This window comes from Gynurincola endophyticus, from assembly GCF_003991195.1.
Classification (GTDB): Bacteria; Bacteroidota; Bacteroidia; order Chitinophagales; family Chitinophagaceae; genus Gynurincola; species Gynurincola endophyticus.
In genome coordinates, this window is the sequence record NZ_RCWL01000003.1 from 202,217 (window position 1) to 220,866 (window position 18,650).

Sequence of the window (18,650 nt, forward strand, 5' to 3'; positions counted from 1 at the left end):
CCGGTGAATTCAACAGTTCGGTCGGTTTCGTTTTTCAGATGATATTTTCTGCTGCAATTTTGAGTCAGCAATACAAAACAAACTGAAAATGGAACAGATTATCAAAACATTTATATACATCCACGCAGCTTTAGGAACAATAGGACTGCTGGCCGGTCTGATGATTTTTGTTACAAAAAAGGGTACTTCTCTGCATAAAAAATTGGGAAATGTATTTTACTTCTCATTGCTTGTCGGTTCTGCCATCGCATTGGTCGTATGTAACCTACCAGGGCATAAAAACCCATTTTTGTTTCTGATAGGCCTTTTTACGGTTTATATGGTACTTACCGGCAAAAGGGCATTAACGTTTAAGCCAAAAATGAAAACGAAGACGAGCCGGGTAGATTATTTGATTACCTTTTCTATGTTAGCGATTGCATTATGTATGATAGTTTTCGGCATAAGGGGATATATCAATAAAATGGCTAATAACGGCGTATTATTTTTCTTTTTCGGAATACTTGCCTTAATGCTTAGTATACAGGATCTTAAAATGTACCGCACTTTTATGCATCGGAAAAACGTCTGGCTATTGTCGCATATCGGAAAAATGTCAGGAGCAATGATCGCATCGGTAACTGCTTTTATGGTGGGTGGCATGAAGTTAAGAGGTTTGGAATATTGGATATTTCCAACAATAATCGGAATAGTTTACATTTATTATCATATAAGAAAAATAAAGAACAAAGGGTTGATTAGTTTGCCTCAACAATAGGAAGAGAAAGGATTTAGTGTTTGAACAGTTTAACATCGAACGAATTATGAAGACATCACAATATGTAATGATTGCGGCAATATCACTTGTTATAAGCGTGTTTTTGATATTCGCCGTTTACTGGAATGGTCAGTTGACTTTTGAATCGTACACCGACTTTGGTACCTATATCCTTAAACAAATGGTTTTGACTGTTGCTGTTTTTTTGGTTATAGTGGGCTTTGTCAAAACTGATAAAACGCAATTCCGGAGAAACTTTTGGGTGATTTTGTTAGTAAACGTATGTATATATCTGGCAATGTTTTTCACCTCAACGTATGATAATATTGCGCAGATATTCAGTTTAAAATCATTGCGATTTTTTATCGGCTATTTTGTGTTCAGTATGTGTGCTTCTTATATAAGTGCTATATTTTTCAATAGTATTAAAAGGAATTTACAGGCAACAACACCAGATTATGTAACCATTTCTTTTTTATTTCTATCGATTTTAGGAGGTGTACAATTGCTTTATTTTGTTTTTGCCAATTTTGCCAAACCAATTTTTAACGTAGTAATATTTTATAACAATACTTCTAATTATGTATTGGTAGGAATTATAACAACCTTTTTTCTCTTACTGTTTTTTTATATTCAGCGTAATAAAATCAAGGCAGAAAAGAAAATAAATATTGAGTCAACCAAGGCTGAGAATGTAACTGCTCAATTTGAAAGTTTAAAAAGCCAGTTAGATCCGCATTTTCTTTTTAACAGTTTGAATGTGCTAACCGGCTTAATTGAAGAAAATCAGGAAAATGCCATCGACTTTACTACTTCCCTTTCTAAAATTTACAGATATGTGCTCGAGCAGAAAGATAAAGAAGTGGTACCTGTTCAGGAAGAATTAAATTTTGCAAAGTCGTTTGTGAATCTATTGAAGCTTAGATATGAAAACAGTATTTCTTTTGAGCTCAATGAAACGGATTTTCAGGAAAGCGAAAACATTGTTCCTTTATCGCTACAGATATTATTAGAAAATACGGTCAAGCATAACATCGTGTCGTCAGAAAATCCGTTAAAAATCAGGATATACAAAGAAGGAAATATGTTGATGGTAGAGAATAATTATCAACCTAAATCTACTATAGCAACATCAACGGGAATCGGTTTACAGAATATACAAAACAGATACGAACTGATTTCACGCCGGCGAGTAGAAGTAAATCAAACAACAGAAATTTTTCAAGTCAAAATACCATTATTAACACAAAAATTTAAAGCAATGACAGATTTTAATTCATCAGAAGACGAGGCATACAAAAAAGCATTAGCCCGCGCAAAAGAACTGAAAGGTTATTACAGTACGATTGGTACATTCATTATTCTTTGTATTTTCTTTTATCTTTTAGATTATGTAACAACGGGCGGCAATACCTGGTGGTACTGGCCGGCATTGGGTATGGGTATTGGTGCAGCCGTAGCCACTTTAAAGGTTTTCGGTATGGGTGGAGATTGGGAAGAGCGCAAAGCAAGAGAATTAATGGACAAAGACAGAAATCAAAATAAGTGGAACTAAGAAAAACAACGTATGCAAATAGTAATTATTGAAGATGAAAAACCGGCAGCCCGTCTTCTAAAACGAAGAGTTGAAAAACTGGGATATCCTGTGCAGCAACTGTTGCATTCGGTAACGGAAAGTATTGAATGGTTACAGAATAACGAACATCCTGATCTTGTTTTTATGGACATTCAGTTATCTGACGGGCTGTCTTTTGAAATTCTCAATTCAATAGAATTGAAATCTTCAATAATATTTACGACGGCGTATGACGAATATGTTTTAAAGGCATTTAAACACAATAGTGTAGATTATTTGTTGAAGCCCGTTGATGAAGAAGAATTGAAATTTGCGATTAAAAAATTTCTTGCCCTGCAACAACCGAAACAAACTTTCGATTTAACAGCTATTAAAGAATTACTTACTCCAAAGGCTGCAACAAAATACAGAGAAAGGTTTTCAGTAAAAGTAGGTACAAATATTAAACTGATAGAAACTTCGCAAATTGAATGTTTCTTTAGTGAGAACAAGGTGAGTTTTGTTCATACAAAAGAAAACAAAAACTTTATTGTGGATTTTACATTAGACGCTTTAGAGATACAGCTCGATCCGAAGAAGTTTTTCAGAATTAATCGCAGTCAGATTATCCAATTGGATGCAATTAAAGAAATAACGGTTTATTCAAATTCGCGCTTAAGAGTGATTTTACACTCCTATAACAGAGAGGAAATGATCGTTAGCCGTGAAAAGGTAAATGATTTTAAGGACTGGCTGGAAGCGGTTTGATAAATTGTATCGTCGTGTTTAAAGGCTGAATTGTATAAAGCCAGATTAAATGAATATAAATGCTTAAAGACTATGCGTATTGATCAAGTTGACTTTATTTTGTTCATATTCTTTATTAATTTTGTATTATCAATGATATAACAGGCAAACATTCAGATATTTAAGATTGGATTTCACAACTGTGAACACACTATTCCTGTTTATCTAACTTCTGGTCTATGTTAAATCATGAAAATAAGGCTTTTACCTGCGATCAAATAGATAAAATTGGTAATACTATTATCTATTTATCTAAACACATTCCCGAACTTAATAAAACCAAGATTTTAAAGTTTTTATTTATTCTTGAAGAATCGTCTATAAAAAAATATGGGAAACCTTTTTTTGGAATAGATTTCCAGTTATGGAAATATGGTCCGGTGGCAAAAGATATTTACATTGATTTAACGTCTTCTATACCAACCGACAGTCCTAATTTACTAAAAGACTACATCGATCGCCATCCTGACAACTCAGAACAATTTGTTGCTAAAAAACAGTTTATTGATGATGAGTTTAGTGATAATGATATTGCTTTGCTTGATCAGGTAATTGAATTTGCAAAAGACAAAAATGCTTCTTATTTGGTTCAACAGACGCATGGTAGCAATTCTTTGTGGAGGCAGTCGGCATTAAAATACGGCGTACTGGAACTTTTGGAAAATGAGTTAGTCAATAGTACAGATTATATAATAGACTTCAGTCTGCTTTTTCAGGAAGACTCAATCGACTTACAACATTATTTAGAATGTAAAGAAAATTTAAGCTTTTCATGTCATTTAAAATATTAAGTCTTGTTTATTCCTGGTCAAATAGTTTACTTTAAAGAATTCTTCTTTAAAAATGGAAATACATCGAAGCCAAAATATTTTATTGTATTAGCAGTTGGCCAAAAGTTAATAGTAGCTTCTTTGCCCACTAGAAGCAATTTGTCTCCTTTGCTGGTAGACAAGTTTCATGGTTGCATAAACCTGGATGAACGATGTTTTAACTGCTATGCTGTTGAAGCAAAAAAATTATAGGTAAATCAGGCTTTTCTTTTGAACTCCCTACGTTCATTTATGGTGATCAGGTAGAAAACTATGAATTGGAATTAATGGAAGATGTTTACAAGATTAGAGGGGTAGATTATGAAGTTCTCGATATGCTTATAGATAGCGAGTTTATTGAGGTGATCAATTGTATTAAGAATAGTGTCTCTACCAAACGTAAAATTAAAAGATTATTACCTGATTAAATGAACTCTTTACCCGAGTAAATATCAATAAAAAAATAGACAATATTATCACTATTGTCTTTTCTGCTGACATAACCGCGCGAAGATATCGTATGATATTTTTTATGACTGATGTAGACTTTTTGCTTTGAATTGTATAGTAGATATCCACTGTTTTTCACCTGTTCTATGGCATAAATACCTTTTTCCTGATCCAGTACCAGAATGTTATTATGTACGGCGGGTATTATCCAGCTTTGATCGGATTGATCCCAAACGCCCATACAGGTGTTTTTACCGGCTTTTATATGAGCGATGAAGTGTTTACCGGAGCCGTTAATTTTGCTGAGTTTTTTAAGTTTCCAACCTTCGTTTAAAAACGTGTCAGGCAGCAAACTCATTTTATCGGGCCATAATATTTCCCCTAATTGACTGGTGATATAAAAATTTTCAACCGGTAACTCCGGTAACAGGTTTCCGTGCTGGTCAATCACTAACCAATCGTATCGATTCGTTTCATTGACGCGATAGCCAAGTAAAAAGTAAATACTCTGTGGTACCGAAACTATAATAGAAACTTTTTTAATCTGTTCTATAGTAATTTCATTCGCACCACTTATTTCAGCCGGCAGTGTTTTATCAAAATCAGGGTAAGAATATATTTTTCCTGATTTTTTACCTTTCAGAATTTTAGGAAATGTATTTCGTTTGACGTACTCGTTGAGCCCTTCCAGTAGAATTGTTTCGTGTTTTGTGTTGAAATACCAATTATCCACCGGAATAAAATCTTCTTTGATGATTCGTTTACCCGAAAGGGAAAAAAGCGAATACACGCCTTTGTATTTTTTTAAAAGTGTAGAATGGCCTGTAATGCGGATAATATTATTTTTTAGCTTTCTTATTTTCTGATCTTTTATCCGGTATAAGCAATCATTGAGTAGAAAATGCTGTTCATCAACTGTGATAGGACAAAGGGAAGGCTTAGGATAAGCGTTTGTCATCATTCTTTTAAACAGCAGTCTTTGTTTTGTTTCCAGTACACCAATTTCAATTTTTGATCTGATCACCGCTTTGTTTAACCCGCTGAAAAGGCTATATGACCAGTTCCAGAAACGTAAAGGATTGTTGTAATCAAGTGTTTTGCGAAAGAGTGTGATTCCGTTTACTACAGCCAGGTCAATTTCATACGCACCGAAAGGAATCAGAAGCGCTCCCTTTTTATCAATCACTGCCGATTGAAAAGAATCGTTCATCACCACGGCAAAGCCGGTTGCCGTAAACAAGCTGGCGCGCTTGTATTCACCAGCAATAACGGTGTTAAAGTCTGCATCAACATATTTATACTTATTATTCTCGTTCAGAAAAGGAAAAACGGTGTGCGCCGGCATGCTTTATCATCTTTTGGAGCTCATTCTGAAGTTAAGAATTATCGATTAGAAATCCATTAGATGCTACTTACAATTAAGTTAGAATTTTGTCAAAATCAGGAGATTACACTTTTGTGAATGGAAAAAATATCTCCTGGTGGTTCAGATTCAGCTTTTGGCAGAATCCCCTTACACGACGGGCTGGTAAAACTTGTTGAAATATACTATGATGGGGGGATACGGCCTTCTATATTTAAGTACATCTAAATGTTTTAAAACTTATCTCATGAAAAAGTATTTATTGACCTTGTTTTGTATAAGTATAGCTGTCCTGTTTTCGCAATGTAAGAAGGAAGGAGATGCTGGTAAAGATGGAAATGCCAATGTAATGATTTACACTTTTGGCCCTAAAACCTCTTCAGGAGGAACCATTAATTATAACCTGCCGGCCGAAGTAACGCAGGCGCGGCTTGATTCGAGTGTGTTGTTAGCTTACTACAACCCTTCAACAGAATTGCCGGAAGTCTGGTATAGTGTACCGGGTATGGGCTCAGGTGGACTTTATCATGTACGTTCATTTTGGTATAATACGGGTAATCCTTTCCTGGGAGTAAGAATAATGACACCTGCTGGTGCTGTTTATAATGCAGCAGTTACGTTTACCAAATTCCGGATTGTAATTATTCCGGCCAGTCAGATTACTGCATTAAGTATTCGTCCGGAGGAGCAATACCCCGATTATCAAACATTAATGGATAAGATAGGTCGTAACGATTAAACCTGACAGTGCCACACTTCTTTGTTTTGGTTTAACTCTATTTTACTGGCTTGAAATGAAAGACGCCCCGTTTACGGAGCGTCTTTTTGATTGATGTGTATAAACTTGTAGTTATGCAGATGGAATTAAGAATTTATAAATCTATTACTTGTTAAACACACTATACCTGGCCGAAACTTCGAAACTACGATGGTACTGTTTACCAATACCTGCATCTTTAAGTTTAGAAATAGTTACAAATCCGTTTTTCAGCCCCAATTGTACAGAAAGCTTTTCAGTTACTTTGTATCCGGCTAATATGCTCAAACCAGCATCAAACCTTTTATAATAATTACTTTCACTAAAATCCACTTTACTTTTCTTCTCGTCTGTTCGGGTTGTTATGCCGGCCAGATAGCCGAAGTATGGTCCGGCCCCTGCATAAAAGTTCATTAACTTACCAGAAAAGTTATAGATTCCGTGTATGGGTAATTCAATGAAGTGGTAGCGGTTACTCAAAGGCCCCAGGTCGGGTGCGTAACCTCCGGGGGTTTGTTCAAATACACTTTCAAACTTTGTACCTTTTTGGGTATATAGTAAACCCGACTGAAGTGTCCATGTTTCTGTGAGAGCTGTCTGTACGCTGGCTCCAAGTCGCAAACCCGTGAAAAAAACCTGATCATTGCGCGTTTTACCATAATATTTTGGAATATTTAGTCCTCCTTCTACACCTATGTTGAAAGTGCGCTGAGCCTGTATATTATTGCTGAACATCAGCATGGCTGCTATATTGACAAGAATTATTATTGATTTCATTTTGTAAATTTTTGTTGATGGATTTAATGGATAACAAGGATATCGTTTAGCTTGGTGGGCCAGTCATCTTTTAACCGGACAAGCTTATTATTTTTCCAGTATACCGGTTTAAAGTCGATATAACCGCATACATATACATCATTGTCTACTATATACATCCGTTGTGCCTGTGCATGATATGCCGGAGTTTGTGGTACTTCCAGTGCTATGAGTGTTCCGTTTTTCCAGTAACAGGGCTCTATAGCTCCCTTTTTACCAATGACGTATACGTCGTTTGCACTAACGGCAATACCTGTGGCTTGTATATTGGTACCGTTTGCAGTAGTAAGTTCACGTAATACACCGTTGGTCCAGAGTACTGGTACGCTGGTGGTGGTATTGGTGACCGCGTTAATTCGGTAACCGGTGCCTGCAACATATATATTTGCTCCTGATGTTGCTATACCGAATGCCGCTGCGTAATCAAAATCTTTTTTGTCTAACTCGGTAATCGTATTGTTTTTCCAGTATATCGGTTGCCAGAGTTGTTTGTAAACCGGTGTATATTGTACATTCATGATGTTTCCGGCGATATATACGTCTTGCCCCTGCACGGTCATAACGCCATCTGCCTGGCCATTTGGAGGAGTAGTCAGTTTATGCTGTACACCGTCTTTCCAGTAACATACTTTGAAGTTTAGCACACCGGTGGCGGTTTCGGACTCTTCACCGGATACGTAGACGCTTTTTCCGCTGACAACAATATCGTGTACTTTGGCAGCTCTTTTTCCATCTGTAAGGCGCTGGGCCACACCGTTTTTCCACACTGTAGCCACATTACGTTTACGGGCAAATTCATTTTCTTCACCTACTGCCTCGTGGCCGGCAACATAAATATCTTTATCAAGATGAGTAATAGCTTTAGCATAGGCTTCTATACCTGACGGAGTGAGTTCGTTTGTTTCTTCGTTGGCAATCGAAACCGCGTGTACTTCCCATGGGTTTGCTCCCCAATATTTTTCACCTGCGATGTAAATACCCTGTTCGGGCGTTAAAGGAGCCGGAGCAGGCGGTTCTGATTTGTCTTTTTTACATCCGGCGGATAAGAGAAGGAGTGAACAGTAAAGAACGGACGTCTTTAAAAAATCAATATATTTTTTCATAATCAAACGATGTTTACTTACAAACTCATCGGAATGATCATAAAAGGTCATCAAAAAAGATATTTTTTGATGACACGATAAAGAGTCTTTTAATTAAAAAGCGGTAAAACCTTGCCGGATAAAGAAATACAGACAGGCATCATGTTTAAAAATTTACGCTGATTAGCATTGCGTATAACAAGTGCTGCAAGAGTTGGAATTAATAGACGTACAAAGAGAAAATAGGCTCGCTATATTTATTATACCGGCTATATAAAAAATATTTTAGGCAGGAGTATGTGTTGCAGATAACAAAAAAGCGACAACATTACTGTTATCGCTTTTCGTGGTGTGGGGCGGGATCGAACCGCCGACACAAGGATTTTCAGTCCTTTGCTCTACCGACTGAGCTACCGCACCAACTCTTGAAAAAAAACATTGTGTGTTATTGTTTCAAGCGGGATGCAAAAATAAGACACAGTATTCATTTTCAGAAAGATTTGACCAATTATTTTTAAATTTTTTTTTCAAATCTGCTGAAACTCAATACCGTAGCCACTTTTTTACATTCCATATTGAGCTAAGAATTTAATTCTCATGATCTTTAACTGCTCCCAGGTATAGTTTCCGTCTTCCAATTCCTTTTGAGCCGTCTTTAAACAAGAGGTTTCACAACCTTTAAAGTAATCTAAAATCTCATCCTGCTCGTGGTCGTCTAACATTTCATCGATTGCATAATCGAGGTTTAGTTTGGTTCCACTGGCTGCAATGGTTTCCATTTCTTCCAGCATTTCATCCATTCTCCAACCTTTGTTTTTGGCAATTGTTTCTAATGGAATTTTTTTATCGGTTTGTTGGATAATATATACTTTATTACCGCTTTTATTCACTACCGATTTCATTACGAAATCATCAGGGCGCACGATGTTGTTATCCTCAATATATTGATTAATAATATCTAAGAATGGTTTCCCGTATCGAATCGCCTTGCCTTTACTCACCCCCTGACATTTTTCCAGTTCCTGGGTATTGGTTGGATACAAGGTTGCCATATCCTGCAGCGATGTTTCCAGGAAAATCACAAATGGCGGTAAAGATTTCTTTTTCGCCTCTTTCTGACGCAATTCTTTCAACATTTCGAATAAACGTTCATCAGTACTTCCTGCGGTGGCTACATCTTCAAATCCTTCTTCATCGTCGGCATGAGCATCTTCAAAAAGATTATTCAATACGATTTTAAACGATTTCGGTTTCTTTAAGAAAGCCTGTCCTTTTTCGGTTAGCTTTAAAACACCATAATCTTCGATTTCTTTATTTAAAAGACCGGATAACAAAAGTTGTCTGATCAGTGAATTCCAGAAATGTTCCGGTTGGTCTTTTCCGGTACCGAAACAAGGTAGCTTTTCATGACGGTACATGGTAATGGTAGGCGTTAATTTACCTACTACCACGTTTATAATATATTCTGTAGCAAATTGCTCGTCTAAAGCAACAATTGCTTTTAAAACATTTACGGTTTCTTCTTTTGCTTCAACCTGCTCTTTAGGATGTAAACAGTTATCACACTGTCCACAATTTTCCTGTTCGTAGTTTTCTCCGAAATAACTCATTAAAACCTTTCTTCTACATACACCAGACTCCGCGTAGGCTACGGTTTCGTTGATCAGCTGTGTTCCAACTTCTCTTTCACTTAAAGGTTTATCACGCATAAGATGTTCCAGTTTTGCAACATCTTTATGAGAGTAGTATAGAATACATTTACCTTCTAAACCGTCTCTTCCGGCTCTTCCTGTTTCCTGATAATAGTTTTCAATACTTTTCGGAATGTTATAGTGTATTACAAAGCGGATATCCGGCTTGTCAATACCCATCCCGAATGCGATCGTGGCCACAATTACCTGTACGTTTTCGTTCAGAAACTGGTCCTGACGTTCTGCACGCAGTTTAGCATCCAGGCCGGCATGATAAGCCACCGATTTAACGCCATTGGCTACCAGCATATCTGATAATTCCTCAGTAGTTTTTCTGTTGAGGGTGTAAATAATGCCGCTTTTTCCTTTGTTCTGAACGATAAAACGAACGATACTTTTCAATGTCTGGTCTTTTTTAACCTTTGATTGAATTTCGTAATAAAGATTTGGTCTGTTGAACGAAGAAATAAATATTTCAGGGGTTCTTAAACCCAGATTTTTAATAATATCACTCTGTACTTTCGGTGTAGCAGTTGCAGTTAATGCAATAACCGGAATTTCGTCATTGATTTGTTCCATCATTTCGCGTAGTCGTCTGTATTCCGGGCGGAAATCGTGTCCCCATTCCGAAATACAGTGTGCTTCATCCACGGCGAAAAATGAAAGTGGTAAACTTGCGAAGAAATCAAGGTTTTCCTGCTTGGTAAGGGTCTCCGGAGCCACGTACAACATTTTGGTTTTACCAGATGTCAGGTCAGCGTGCACCTCTTTGATTTCTTTTTTAGTAAGGGTGGAGTTGAGGAAGTGAGCAATATCATCTTTGCTGCTATAGCTTCTCACAAGGTCTACCTGATTTTTCATCAGTGCGATAAGAGGGCTCACAATAATTGCCACGCCTTCACTCATGATGGCAGGAAGTTGATAACATAAGCTTTTACCGCCACCTGTCGGCATAATCACAAAAGTGTCATTTCCGTTTAACAGGTTGGTAATAATTGCCTCCTGATTTCCTTTGAATTTATTAAAACCAAAGTGCTCCTGAAGAGCGGCGGTTAAATCGTCTTTAGTAAAAGTTAGTTTATTCGCGCTACTTTTTGGGGTAGACTTCTTTTGAGAAGATTTTGCGGTAGTTTTTTTTGATGTGGTTGCCATGCTCGTAATATTTTCATCACTTTTTCAAGTGATGATGGACTTGGTCGAAAACGTACAACAGTTATTTTTAGTATTTATAATAACCGTTTAAAAAGGCAATCGTTTACAGTTTCTAAAATATTCTTTTTTAGCCCGTTTAGTTTTCGCCATATTCTAACTGAATTTCAAATAATACTGGTATCTCGTCAGGAAACGGGTATTACTTTGGGATAAGGAGGTCTGAAAGGGCTGCAAATCTAGTTCATTTATAGCTCTAAACCAATGGCTATATAAACTCTTAACAAATCAAAGTCGAAAGTCTTAATTCGGCGTTATCTCAACAAATAAAAACTGCTAATATTTTCATAAGATACGGAAATTTTTCGAGATATGACAGTTGCAAGCCAGCCCGGGCATTGTAGAATTAAGTTTTTATAAGTAGGTTTGCGAAAACCTTGCACATTGGAGTCGATTGATATTAAATCTATTGCGTTAAGAACGGTACAGCTTGAAGCTCAAGCAATTGCTCAGTTGTCAGATAAGGTCAACGATGATTTTGTCAAGATCGTTCAACTCATAGCTGACACAAATGGTCGTTTGATTGTGAGCGGCATCGGTAAGTCTGCGATTATCGGACAAAAAATCGTTGCTACCTTAAACTCAACGGGCACACCATCGATTTTTTTACATGCAGCCGATGCTATCCACGGCGACCTTGGAATGGTACAGAAAGACGATGTTGTATTAATTATCAGCAAAAGCGGTGAAAGCCCGGAAATAAAAGCATTGGTTCCCCTCATAAAAGGTTTTGGAAACCCCATTATTGCGATGGTGGGTAAACTTACTTCATCACTGGCAAAATCTGCTAACTGGATTATTGATACTACTGTGTCAAAAGAAGCCTGTCCGAACAACCTTGCCCCCACTTCCAGCACAACAGCACAATTAGTAATGGGTGATGCGCTGGCAGTAGCATTAATGGAATTAAAAGGATTCAAAACGGAAGATTTTGCGCGTTATCATCCGGGAGGAATGCTAGGCAAACAACTTTACCTTAAAGTAAGCGACTTATTTGTGCAGAATGAAAAGCCGTTTGTGCATGCAGATGCAGGATTGCGTGAAGTAATTGTAGAAATATCTAAAAAAAGATTGGGCGTTACAGCAGTTTTGGGTGAACAAAACCGTTTATTAGGCATTATAACAGATGGTGACTTGAGAAGAATGCTCGAAAAGAGTACAGATCTTTCAAATATCACCGCTAAAGATATCATGTCTACTCATCCTAAAACCATACAGGCCGATATTCTGGCTGTACAGGCATTAGAAGTTTTAAGAAAACATGATATTACACAACTGTTGGTATTAGACGGTCAGCAATATGCGGGAGTACTGCATATACATGATCTGGTAAAAGAGGGTTTAATATAATTTCGTATATTACATGCTCTCTTTTTGAGTGCCTGAAAACTACACTGACTGCTTTGAATTTTTTGAACTTAGATTAATTAAAATGCTGAATAATAATCATTACGTTGCCATTATGGCCGGAGGAATTGGAAGTAGATTTTGGCCGAAAAGCAGAACCAACTTTCCGAAACAATTCTTAGATATTTTAAGTCACGGTAAAACGTTGATTCAATCAACATATGAGCGGTTTTCAACTTTTATCCCTAAGGAAAATATATTTATTGTTACTTCTGCGGAGTATATCAATATTGTGAAAGAACAATTACCTGAAGTAGCACTGGAAAATATTCTGGGAGAACCTTCACGAAAAAATACCGCCCCTTGTATTGCTTATGTTTCTTTTAAAATACATCAGCTAAATCCAAATGCATCTTTAATTGTTGCGCCTTCTGATCACCTTATTCTCGATAACACAGCTTTTACAAAAGTTTGTTTAGAAGCCCTGGGTTTTGTGAATATGCACAATGCGTTCATCACTTTAGGCATTAAACCGACTTATCCAAATACAGGATATGGTTACATTCAGTATGAACAACACGATGTTTCAGACAATGTGTTTAAAGTAAAAACCTTTACTGAAAAACCGAATCTTGAGTTGGCAAAAGCTTTTCTTGCCAGCGGTGAGTTTTTGTGGAATGCCGGTATTTTTGTATGGAAAGTAAATAACATACTTTCTGCTTATGAAAAACATCTCCCCGAGATTTATGAAGTATTTCACGCAGAAGAAAAATCATTCAATACACCAGAAGAAGACTCGGCTCTTCAAAGAGCATATCCGCTTTGCACAAATATCTCTATAGATTTCGGTATTATGGAGAAGGCAGATAATGTATATGTAATTCCTTCTTCTTTCGGCTGGAGTGACCTCGGAACCTGGAACAGCGCTTATGAAAATCTGGAAAAAGATTTATTCGAGAACGCTGTGAACGGAGATAACGTAATGGTTTTTGATGCTCATAAGAATATGATACACGCACCGCACCATAAACTGGTTTTGGTACAGGGTATTGAAGATTATATAGTGGTGGATACTGAAGATGTTTTGATGATCTGTCAAAAAAACAAGGAACAGGAAATCAAAGAATATGTTGCGGAAGTGAAACGAAATAAGGGAGAAAAATTCTTGTAAATTACTACACCGTTAAATAGTTAAAAGCTGTTCTGCAATAATTGAGGGCAGCTTTTTTGTTGTATATAAGTATAATCGGTTTTTTAAACCTGCGGTTGAATATTCTTTTTGTGGTCCTCATCTTTTCAATCTGATTAATTCGTATATTAATAGATATTTATATACAATGATTACTTACAATAACATATTGTTTTTAGATATAGAAACGGTTCCTCAATATCAACATTTTGAAGAACTGCCTCCTTCGTGGCAATCGTTATGGGAGCATAAGTCAACCTATCTGTTAAAAAATGCATTGGATGAAAATGTTGCTTCTATTTACCAGCGAGCGGGTATTTATGCTGAATTTGGTAAAATCATTTGCATCAGTTGCGGCATTATTCAGGGAAATCAGCAAAGCAAAAAGTTGTTGATCAAGTCGTATTCGGGCGATAACGAAAAAGAGCTCATACAGGGTTTTGTAGAGATGCTCAATAAATGGTCAAACGGAGAACAGCGGCTTTTATGTGCACATAACGGAAAAGAGTTTGATTTTCCTTATTTATGCAGAAGAATGATGATTCATCAGATCCCCTTACCCGGCTTATTACAAATTGCCGGAAAAAAACCCTGGGAAGTAAAATTGCTCGACACTATGGACATGTGGAAGTTTGGCGATTATAAACATTTTACCTCACTAGACTTGCTGGCTCATCTTTTCAATATCAAAAGTTCAAAAGATGATATTGACGGAAGCATGGTTGCTAAAATTTATTATGAGGACAGGGATATCGGGCGAATCGTTACTTACTGTCAAAAAGATGTAGTAACGCTTACGCAGGTATATTTGCGGATGACAGGAGAAGAAACAATTTCGGCTGAAAATATAGAAATTAAATAAGTGCTATGTATATTGATGAAATTGAAGAGCTGTTTATTTCCAGAATGGGGGTAACTGCCTCGTTTCCTTTTGGAGAGCAAACACTCGTGTACAAGGTCGGTGAGAAGGTATTTATGTTGTGCGGGTTAGATGAACATCCGTTGCGCATGAATCTGAAAGCAATTCCGGAAAAAGTGCTTGAATATCAGGAACAATACAGCGCATGTATTCCTGCGTATCATATGAACAAAAAGCACTGGTTTACGGTAATTCTGGATGGATCGGTATCCAGAAAACAACTAATACAAATGATGGAAGATTCATATTTGTTAGTTGGAAATGCATTACCTAAAAAAGTAAAAGAAACGATTCACTGGGAAAATAAATAGATCAGAATGGAATGGCCAAGTAAACTACCCTTATCAGGAAATACCATTTTTACTGTTATGAGCAAAATGGCTCAGGAGTATCAGGCGGTCAATTTAGGACAAGGTTTTCCTGATTATCCGATGAATAGCTTATTGGTGGAGCGCGTAAGCCAGGCAATGAAAGCAGGGTTTAATCAATATTCTCCAATGGCAGGATCAGTGAAACTCAGAGAAGTTTTGTCAAAAAAAATAGCATCTCTTTATAAAACCATTGTAAACCCTGTTGATCAGATTACAATTGTTCCGGGAGCAACTTACGGCATATATACAGCCCTGACAACCATTCTGAAACCGGGCGATGAAGTAATTGTTTTCGACCCAACTTATGACTCTTATATCCCTAACATTCTTGCCAATGGTGCGGTTGCGGTACCAATTCCCATGAATTATCCCGATTACACGATCAATTGGGCTTTAGTGGAAGCAAGTGTAAATATTAATACCAAAGCGATTATTATTAACAACCCGCATAACCCGACAGGCGCGGTATTGTCAAAAGAAGATATCGCAGCGTTGCGTGCAATCGTACACCGGCATCAATTGATTATTATTGCGGACGAAGTATATGAGCATATTGTATTTGATAAAAAAGAGCATGAAAGTATTTTAAAATATCCCGATTTGCTGGAGCGTAGTTATGTGATCTTTTCATTCGGAAAAGTTTTTGATTGTACCGGGTGGAAATTAGGCTATGTAGTATCGTCACCTGACGCAATGTTGCCTTTCAGACAATTACACCAGTTTCTTGCATTTGCGTGTAATACGCCTATGCAGGAAGCACTAGCTGCTCATCTGGAAACTCCTGACCATTACCTGGGTTTATCTGATTTTATGCAGCAAAAGAAAGATTATTTTCAAAACCTGATGGCGCAAACTTCTTTTAAACCTTTATATACCGGCGGTAGCTTTTTTCAATGCTATTCGTACGCACATCTTTCGGATGAAAAAGATACTGAATTTGTACAGCGACTGGTAAAAGAATACGGCGTGGCCACGATTCCGTTAAGTCCGTTTTACTCAAATCAGGAAGATAGAAAAGTAATTCGTTTTTGTTTCGCAAAAGAAAACTCGACCCTTGAAAAAGCGGTGGAACGATTGAAAGGGGTATAATGGAAAATTGAGAATGCAGAATTGAAAGTATAGGAAGTTGTTATAGGCAAATAGCTGATTTCTCCCTTGTTTGACAGGTAAAACTTCCCGCTGATTTGCGCGGATAATTTAGAGTATCAATTAAAATGATGCTTTCTGCATAATCTGCGGGATAACGCAATGTCTCCTATGTTTGAAATTGTCATTTAAAACATGAAGGAAATGAAGCCTGTGACGGTTATAAGAGAATGAAGAAAAAAGGAATTGCTTCGGCAGAAGCATCCTTCATTTACTTCATGTTTGCAATTGGGGTTTAAAGTGGGAGAGATTATAAGTAAGGTAGGTTTCAATCAACTTTATTTCTTCTATGTTTGAAATTGCCTTCTTTTCGTGTTTCGATTTTCTGAAAGTATTACTCTGCAATTTCCATTTTCAATTCCCCACTTATTATCTGCGTGTATGTTTGCTTTCGAGATACTTCTGATGAATGATTTCGCTCATTGGTTTCTCATATACTTTACTTTCTACCCAAGAAATCACATCCAGATAAGCAAAAGCACGGGTTTCAAAACGATTTTTTTCGAGGTGCTTGATTTTGTCAAGGAACGTTTCCAGTTCCGGTTTCATTTTTCTGGGACTTACTCCGAATGAATGTCTCAGGAACTTGAACATTTCTTCTTCAACAACTGTAAGGTTCTGCATTTTTGCCATGAAGCGGTATACAGATTTAATCAGATACTCGATAATATCATAATTCCCTAATTCAAAATGTGCCAGCAAATGCATCAATCGTGCATAACATTGAAGGTCTGTACGAAGATTCGCATGATGGCCATTCATGATTTTTTGTAAATAATCAATCGACTTTTCAAAACTTCCACTACCAAAATACAAAGTGGCAATTTTATAATTGAATACGAGAATACGATGATTGTCTACGTAAAGCGCGTATTCCTGAAGTTTTGATTCTACTTCCGGAATTAATGCCAACCCCTCTTTGAATGTTCCCTTCATCAGGTGCCCGTTCATTTTAGCACCGTTTATATAAATAGAAGTATGCGTTCTGAAATTATCATGCTGATTAGCAGTATCAGTTTTTGAATAGTTGATAAACTCCTCAAGAACATCATCAAATTTCGAAAAATTTCTTAGGTCAAAGTGTGCATTTAAAAGATTGTGCATCCCTTTGATATAATGCCCTGTTTCAACGGAAATCATTCGTGGGTCTGCATTGAACAGATCGATCCATTTTTGTGCATACCTGTAATACATCAAAAAGTCCTGCCGGATAAAGGCATACCAGCAGTAAGACTGGCAGAGATAAAGATTTTCGTAAAAACCCTGAATTTCGTGTGCGTTGGAAGGTAGTTTGGCTTTAAAGAACTCTTTAATTACTTTTTCTTCCTGTTCATTACGGGCGTGTCCGTCTCTGATATAACGTCGATACAACTGCAGTGCTAAATTAGAGAGTCTGGTAACGCGATCAATGTGTCCGGCAATAAATAAAGACTCTTCAGCCATTTCATCTACACTTTCATGCGAGCTTCTGGTAATGTGAAGTGTTTCAATTTTTTTCTCCAGTGAAAGAACCAACGCCAAAAAATTAAACTTTTGATTTGCGCGAGCAATTTCTTTAACGCGCTCTATGATTTTCAAACTTTGGATCTTTAGCCCTTTCGTATATAACAAACGGGCATAGTCTAACTGCTCAGTTAATTGAAGATCAATATTATCTGAGGCTTTAATGAGTCTTAAACTGGCCAGTAACTGTTTGTATAAATGCGATTTTAGATTAGCCAATTGTGGCTTTTGAATGCCTGGAAGTTTTTTAAGCAATAATTTTTCGTCGTATTCAGGCAATTTGTCAAGAGCGTCGAATAACTGTATGATTTTCAAGTCTTCTTTAGCAGAACTACGCTTGATATAAAGCTTAAAATGCCTTTTTTCAGACTTTTCTAAAGAATGAACTAATTGAAATAAAGTATCAGTTAAACGGTTGGACATCATAAACAAATTTTCCTGAAACCCACACCCAGTAAGGGTTTTAACAAAACTCTTAGTATTTTGAGATAATCAAAGAGCGTATAATATGATTTTATTTACGCAATAAGACGTCCTAAATTTGTATTCAGAAGGACGAACGGAAATGGCAAGTGTGACAAGCAATCGTGAAAATGGCAAACGTTAGAGGTCCTTTCAGGTGACAAGCTCGTTAGAGGCGTAAACCAACCAAAGTTGATTTTGAACTTTTTTCATATGGCAAGCAATCGTTAGAGGTCGGCTGTTTCTACAGTGGACCTTTTTTTTATTCAGGCCCTAATAGACTGCGAATATATAGCGTTTCTCAAAAACTCAAAACTTTATTTCCATTTTCTTTTCACTTCCGCCCAAAAAAAATCTCAAAGAACTAATAGTTTGTCAGGGAATAAGATATTAAAAATATATATTATATTATTTCTG

The 18,650-nt window shown here is 36.8% G+C and carries 15 protein-coding genes and 1 tRNA gene; 10 read left to right on the forward strand and 6 right to left on the reverse strand.

Annotation, left to right across the window (positions count from 1 at the left end):
• Positions 1-88: 88 nt before the first annotated feature.
• From D9O48_RS07430 to D9O48_RS07445, 4 genes are all read left to right on the forward strand, one after another.
• Complete coding sequence (locus D9O48_RS07430) at positions 89-757, forward strand: DUF2306 domain-containing protein (RefSeq protein ID WP_126972220.1); 669 nt, start codon at positions 89-91, stop codon at positions 755-757.
• 46 nt (positions 758-803) lie between these two features.
• Positions 804-2,312, forward strand: coding sequence for a histidine kinase (locus D9O48_RS07435; protein ID WP_126972223.1), 1,509 nt, complete (start codon positions 804-806; stop codon positions 2,310-2,312).
• Between the two features lie 12 nt (positions 2,313-2,324).
• The gene (locus D9O48_RS07440; RefSeq protein ID WP_126972225.1) at positions 2,325-3,080 is read left to right on the forward strand and encodes a LytR/AlgR family response regulator transcription factor; all 756 of its coding nucleotides are present in this window, start codon (positions 2,325-2,327) and stop codon (positions 3,078-3,080) included.
• Between the two features lie 218 nt (positions 3,081-3,298).
• The gene (locus D9O48_RS07445; protein WP_126972227.1) at positions 3,299-3,910 is read left to right on the forward strand and encodes a Panacea domain-containing protein; all 612 of its coding nucleotides are present in this window, start codon (positions 3,299-3,301) and stop codon (positions 3,908-3,910) included.
• Positions 3,911-4,352: 442 nt separating this feature from the next.
• On the opposite strand, the gene D9O48_RS07450 is transcribed toward D9O48_RS07445, so the two are convergent.
• A complete protein-coding gene (locus D9O48_RS07450; protein WP_126972229.1) occupies positions 4,353-5,723 on the reverse strand; it encodes a hypothetical protein in 1,371 nt (456 codons plus the stop codon).
• A gap of 265 nt (positions 5,724-5,988) precedes the next feature.
• Between D9O48_RS07450 and D9O48_RS07455 the strand changes: the two genes are divergently transcribed.
• Positions 5,989-6,480 (forward strand): hypothetical protein, encoded by a 492-nt coding sequence (locus D9O48_RS07455; protein WP_126972230.1) that lies wholly within the window; start codon positions 5,989-5,991, stop codon positions 6,478-6,480.
• Positions 6,481-6,624: 144 nt separating this feature from the next.
• Here D9O48_RS07455 and D9O48_RS07460 read toward each other — a convergent pair whose 3' ends face one another.
• From D9O48_RS07460 to recQ, 4 genes are all read right to left on the reverse strand, one after another.
• Positions 6,625-7,275: a porin family protein gene (locus tag D9O48_RS07460; RefSeq protein ID WP_126972232.1), complete on the reverse strand. Its 651-nt coding sequence runs from the start codon at positions 7,273-7,275 to the stop codon at positions 6,625-6,627.
• Positions 7,276-7,298: 23 nt separating this feature from the next.
• On the reverse strand, positions 7,299-8,417 hold the full coding sequence (locus D9O48_RS07465; protein ID WP_126972234.1) for a hypothetical protein: 1,119 nt from the start codon (positions 8,415-8,417) through the stop codon (positions 7,299-7,301).
• A 326-nt stretch (positions 8,418-8,743) separates the two neighbouring features.
• Positions 8,744-8,816: transfer RNA gene (locus D9O48_RS07470), tRNA-Phe, on the reverse strand.
• A 143-nt stretch (positions 8,817-8,959) separates the two neighbouring features.
• Positions 8,960-11,239, reverse strand: a complete 2,280-nt coding sequence (recQ, locus tag D9O48_RS07475; protein WP_126972236.1) for a DNA helicase RecQ — start codon at positions 11,237-11,239, stop codon at positions 8,960-8,962.
• 441 nt (positions 11,240-11,680) lie between these two features.
• Here recQ and D9O48_RS07480 point away from each other — a divergent pair, with 441 nt between their 5' ends.
• The 5 genes from D9O48_RS07480 to D9O48_RS07500 all read left to right on the forward strand — a co-directional run bounded on the left by D9O48_RS07480 (position 11,681) and on the right by D9O48_RS07500 (position 16,211).
• The gene (locus D9O48_RS07480; protein ID WP_233589202.1) at positions 11,681-12,646 is read left to right on the forward strand and encodes a KpsF/GutQ family sugar-phosphate isomerase; all 966 of its coding nucleotides are present in this window, start codon (positions 11,681-11,683) and stop codon (positions 12,644-12,646) included.
• A gap of 82 nt (positions 12,647-12,728) precedes the next feature.
• Positions 12,729-13,814: a mannose-1-phosphate guanylyltransferase gene (locus D9O48_RS07485; protein WP_126972240.1), complete on the forward strand. Its 1,086-nt coding sequence runs from the start codon at positions 12,729-12,731 to the stop codon at positions 13,812-13,814.
• Positions 13,815-13,980: 166 nt separating this feature from the next.
• Complete coding sequence (locus tag D9O48_RS07490; RefSeq protein ID WP_126972242.1) at positions 13,981-14,694, forward strand: 3'-5' exonuclease; 714 nt, start codon at positions 13,981-13,983, stop codon at positions 14,692-14,694.
• Positions 14,695-14,699: 5 nt separating this feature from the next.
• Positions 14,700-15,062, forward strand: coding sequence for an MmcQ/YjbR family DNA-binding protein (locus D9O48_RS07495; protein WP_126972244.1), 363 nt, complete (start codon positions 14,700-14,702; stop codon positions 15,060-15,062).
• A 6-nt stretch (positions 15,063-15,068) separates the two neighbouring features.
• A complete protein-coding gene (locus D9O48_RS07500) occupies positions 15,069-16,211 on the forward strand; it encodes a methionine aminotransferase (RefSeq protein WP_126972246.1) in 1,143 nt (380 codons plus the stop codon).
• 426 nt (positions 16,212-16,637) lie between these two features.
• Here the strand turns inward: D9O48_RS07500 and D9O48_RS07505 are convergent, their stop codons facing one another.
• Complete coding sequence (locus tag D9O48_RS07505; protein WP_126972623.1) at positions 16,638-18,194, reverse strand: hypothetical protein; 1,557 nt, start codon at positions 18,192-18,194, stop codon at positions 16,638-16,640.
• Positions 18,195-18,650: the final 456 nt, after the last annotated feature.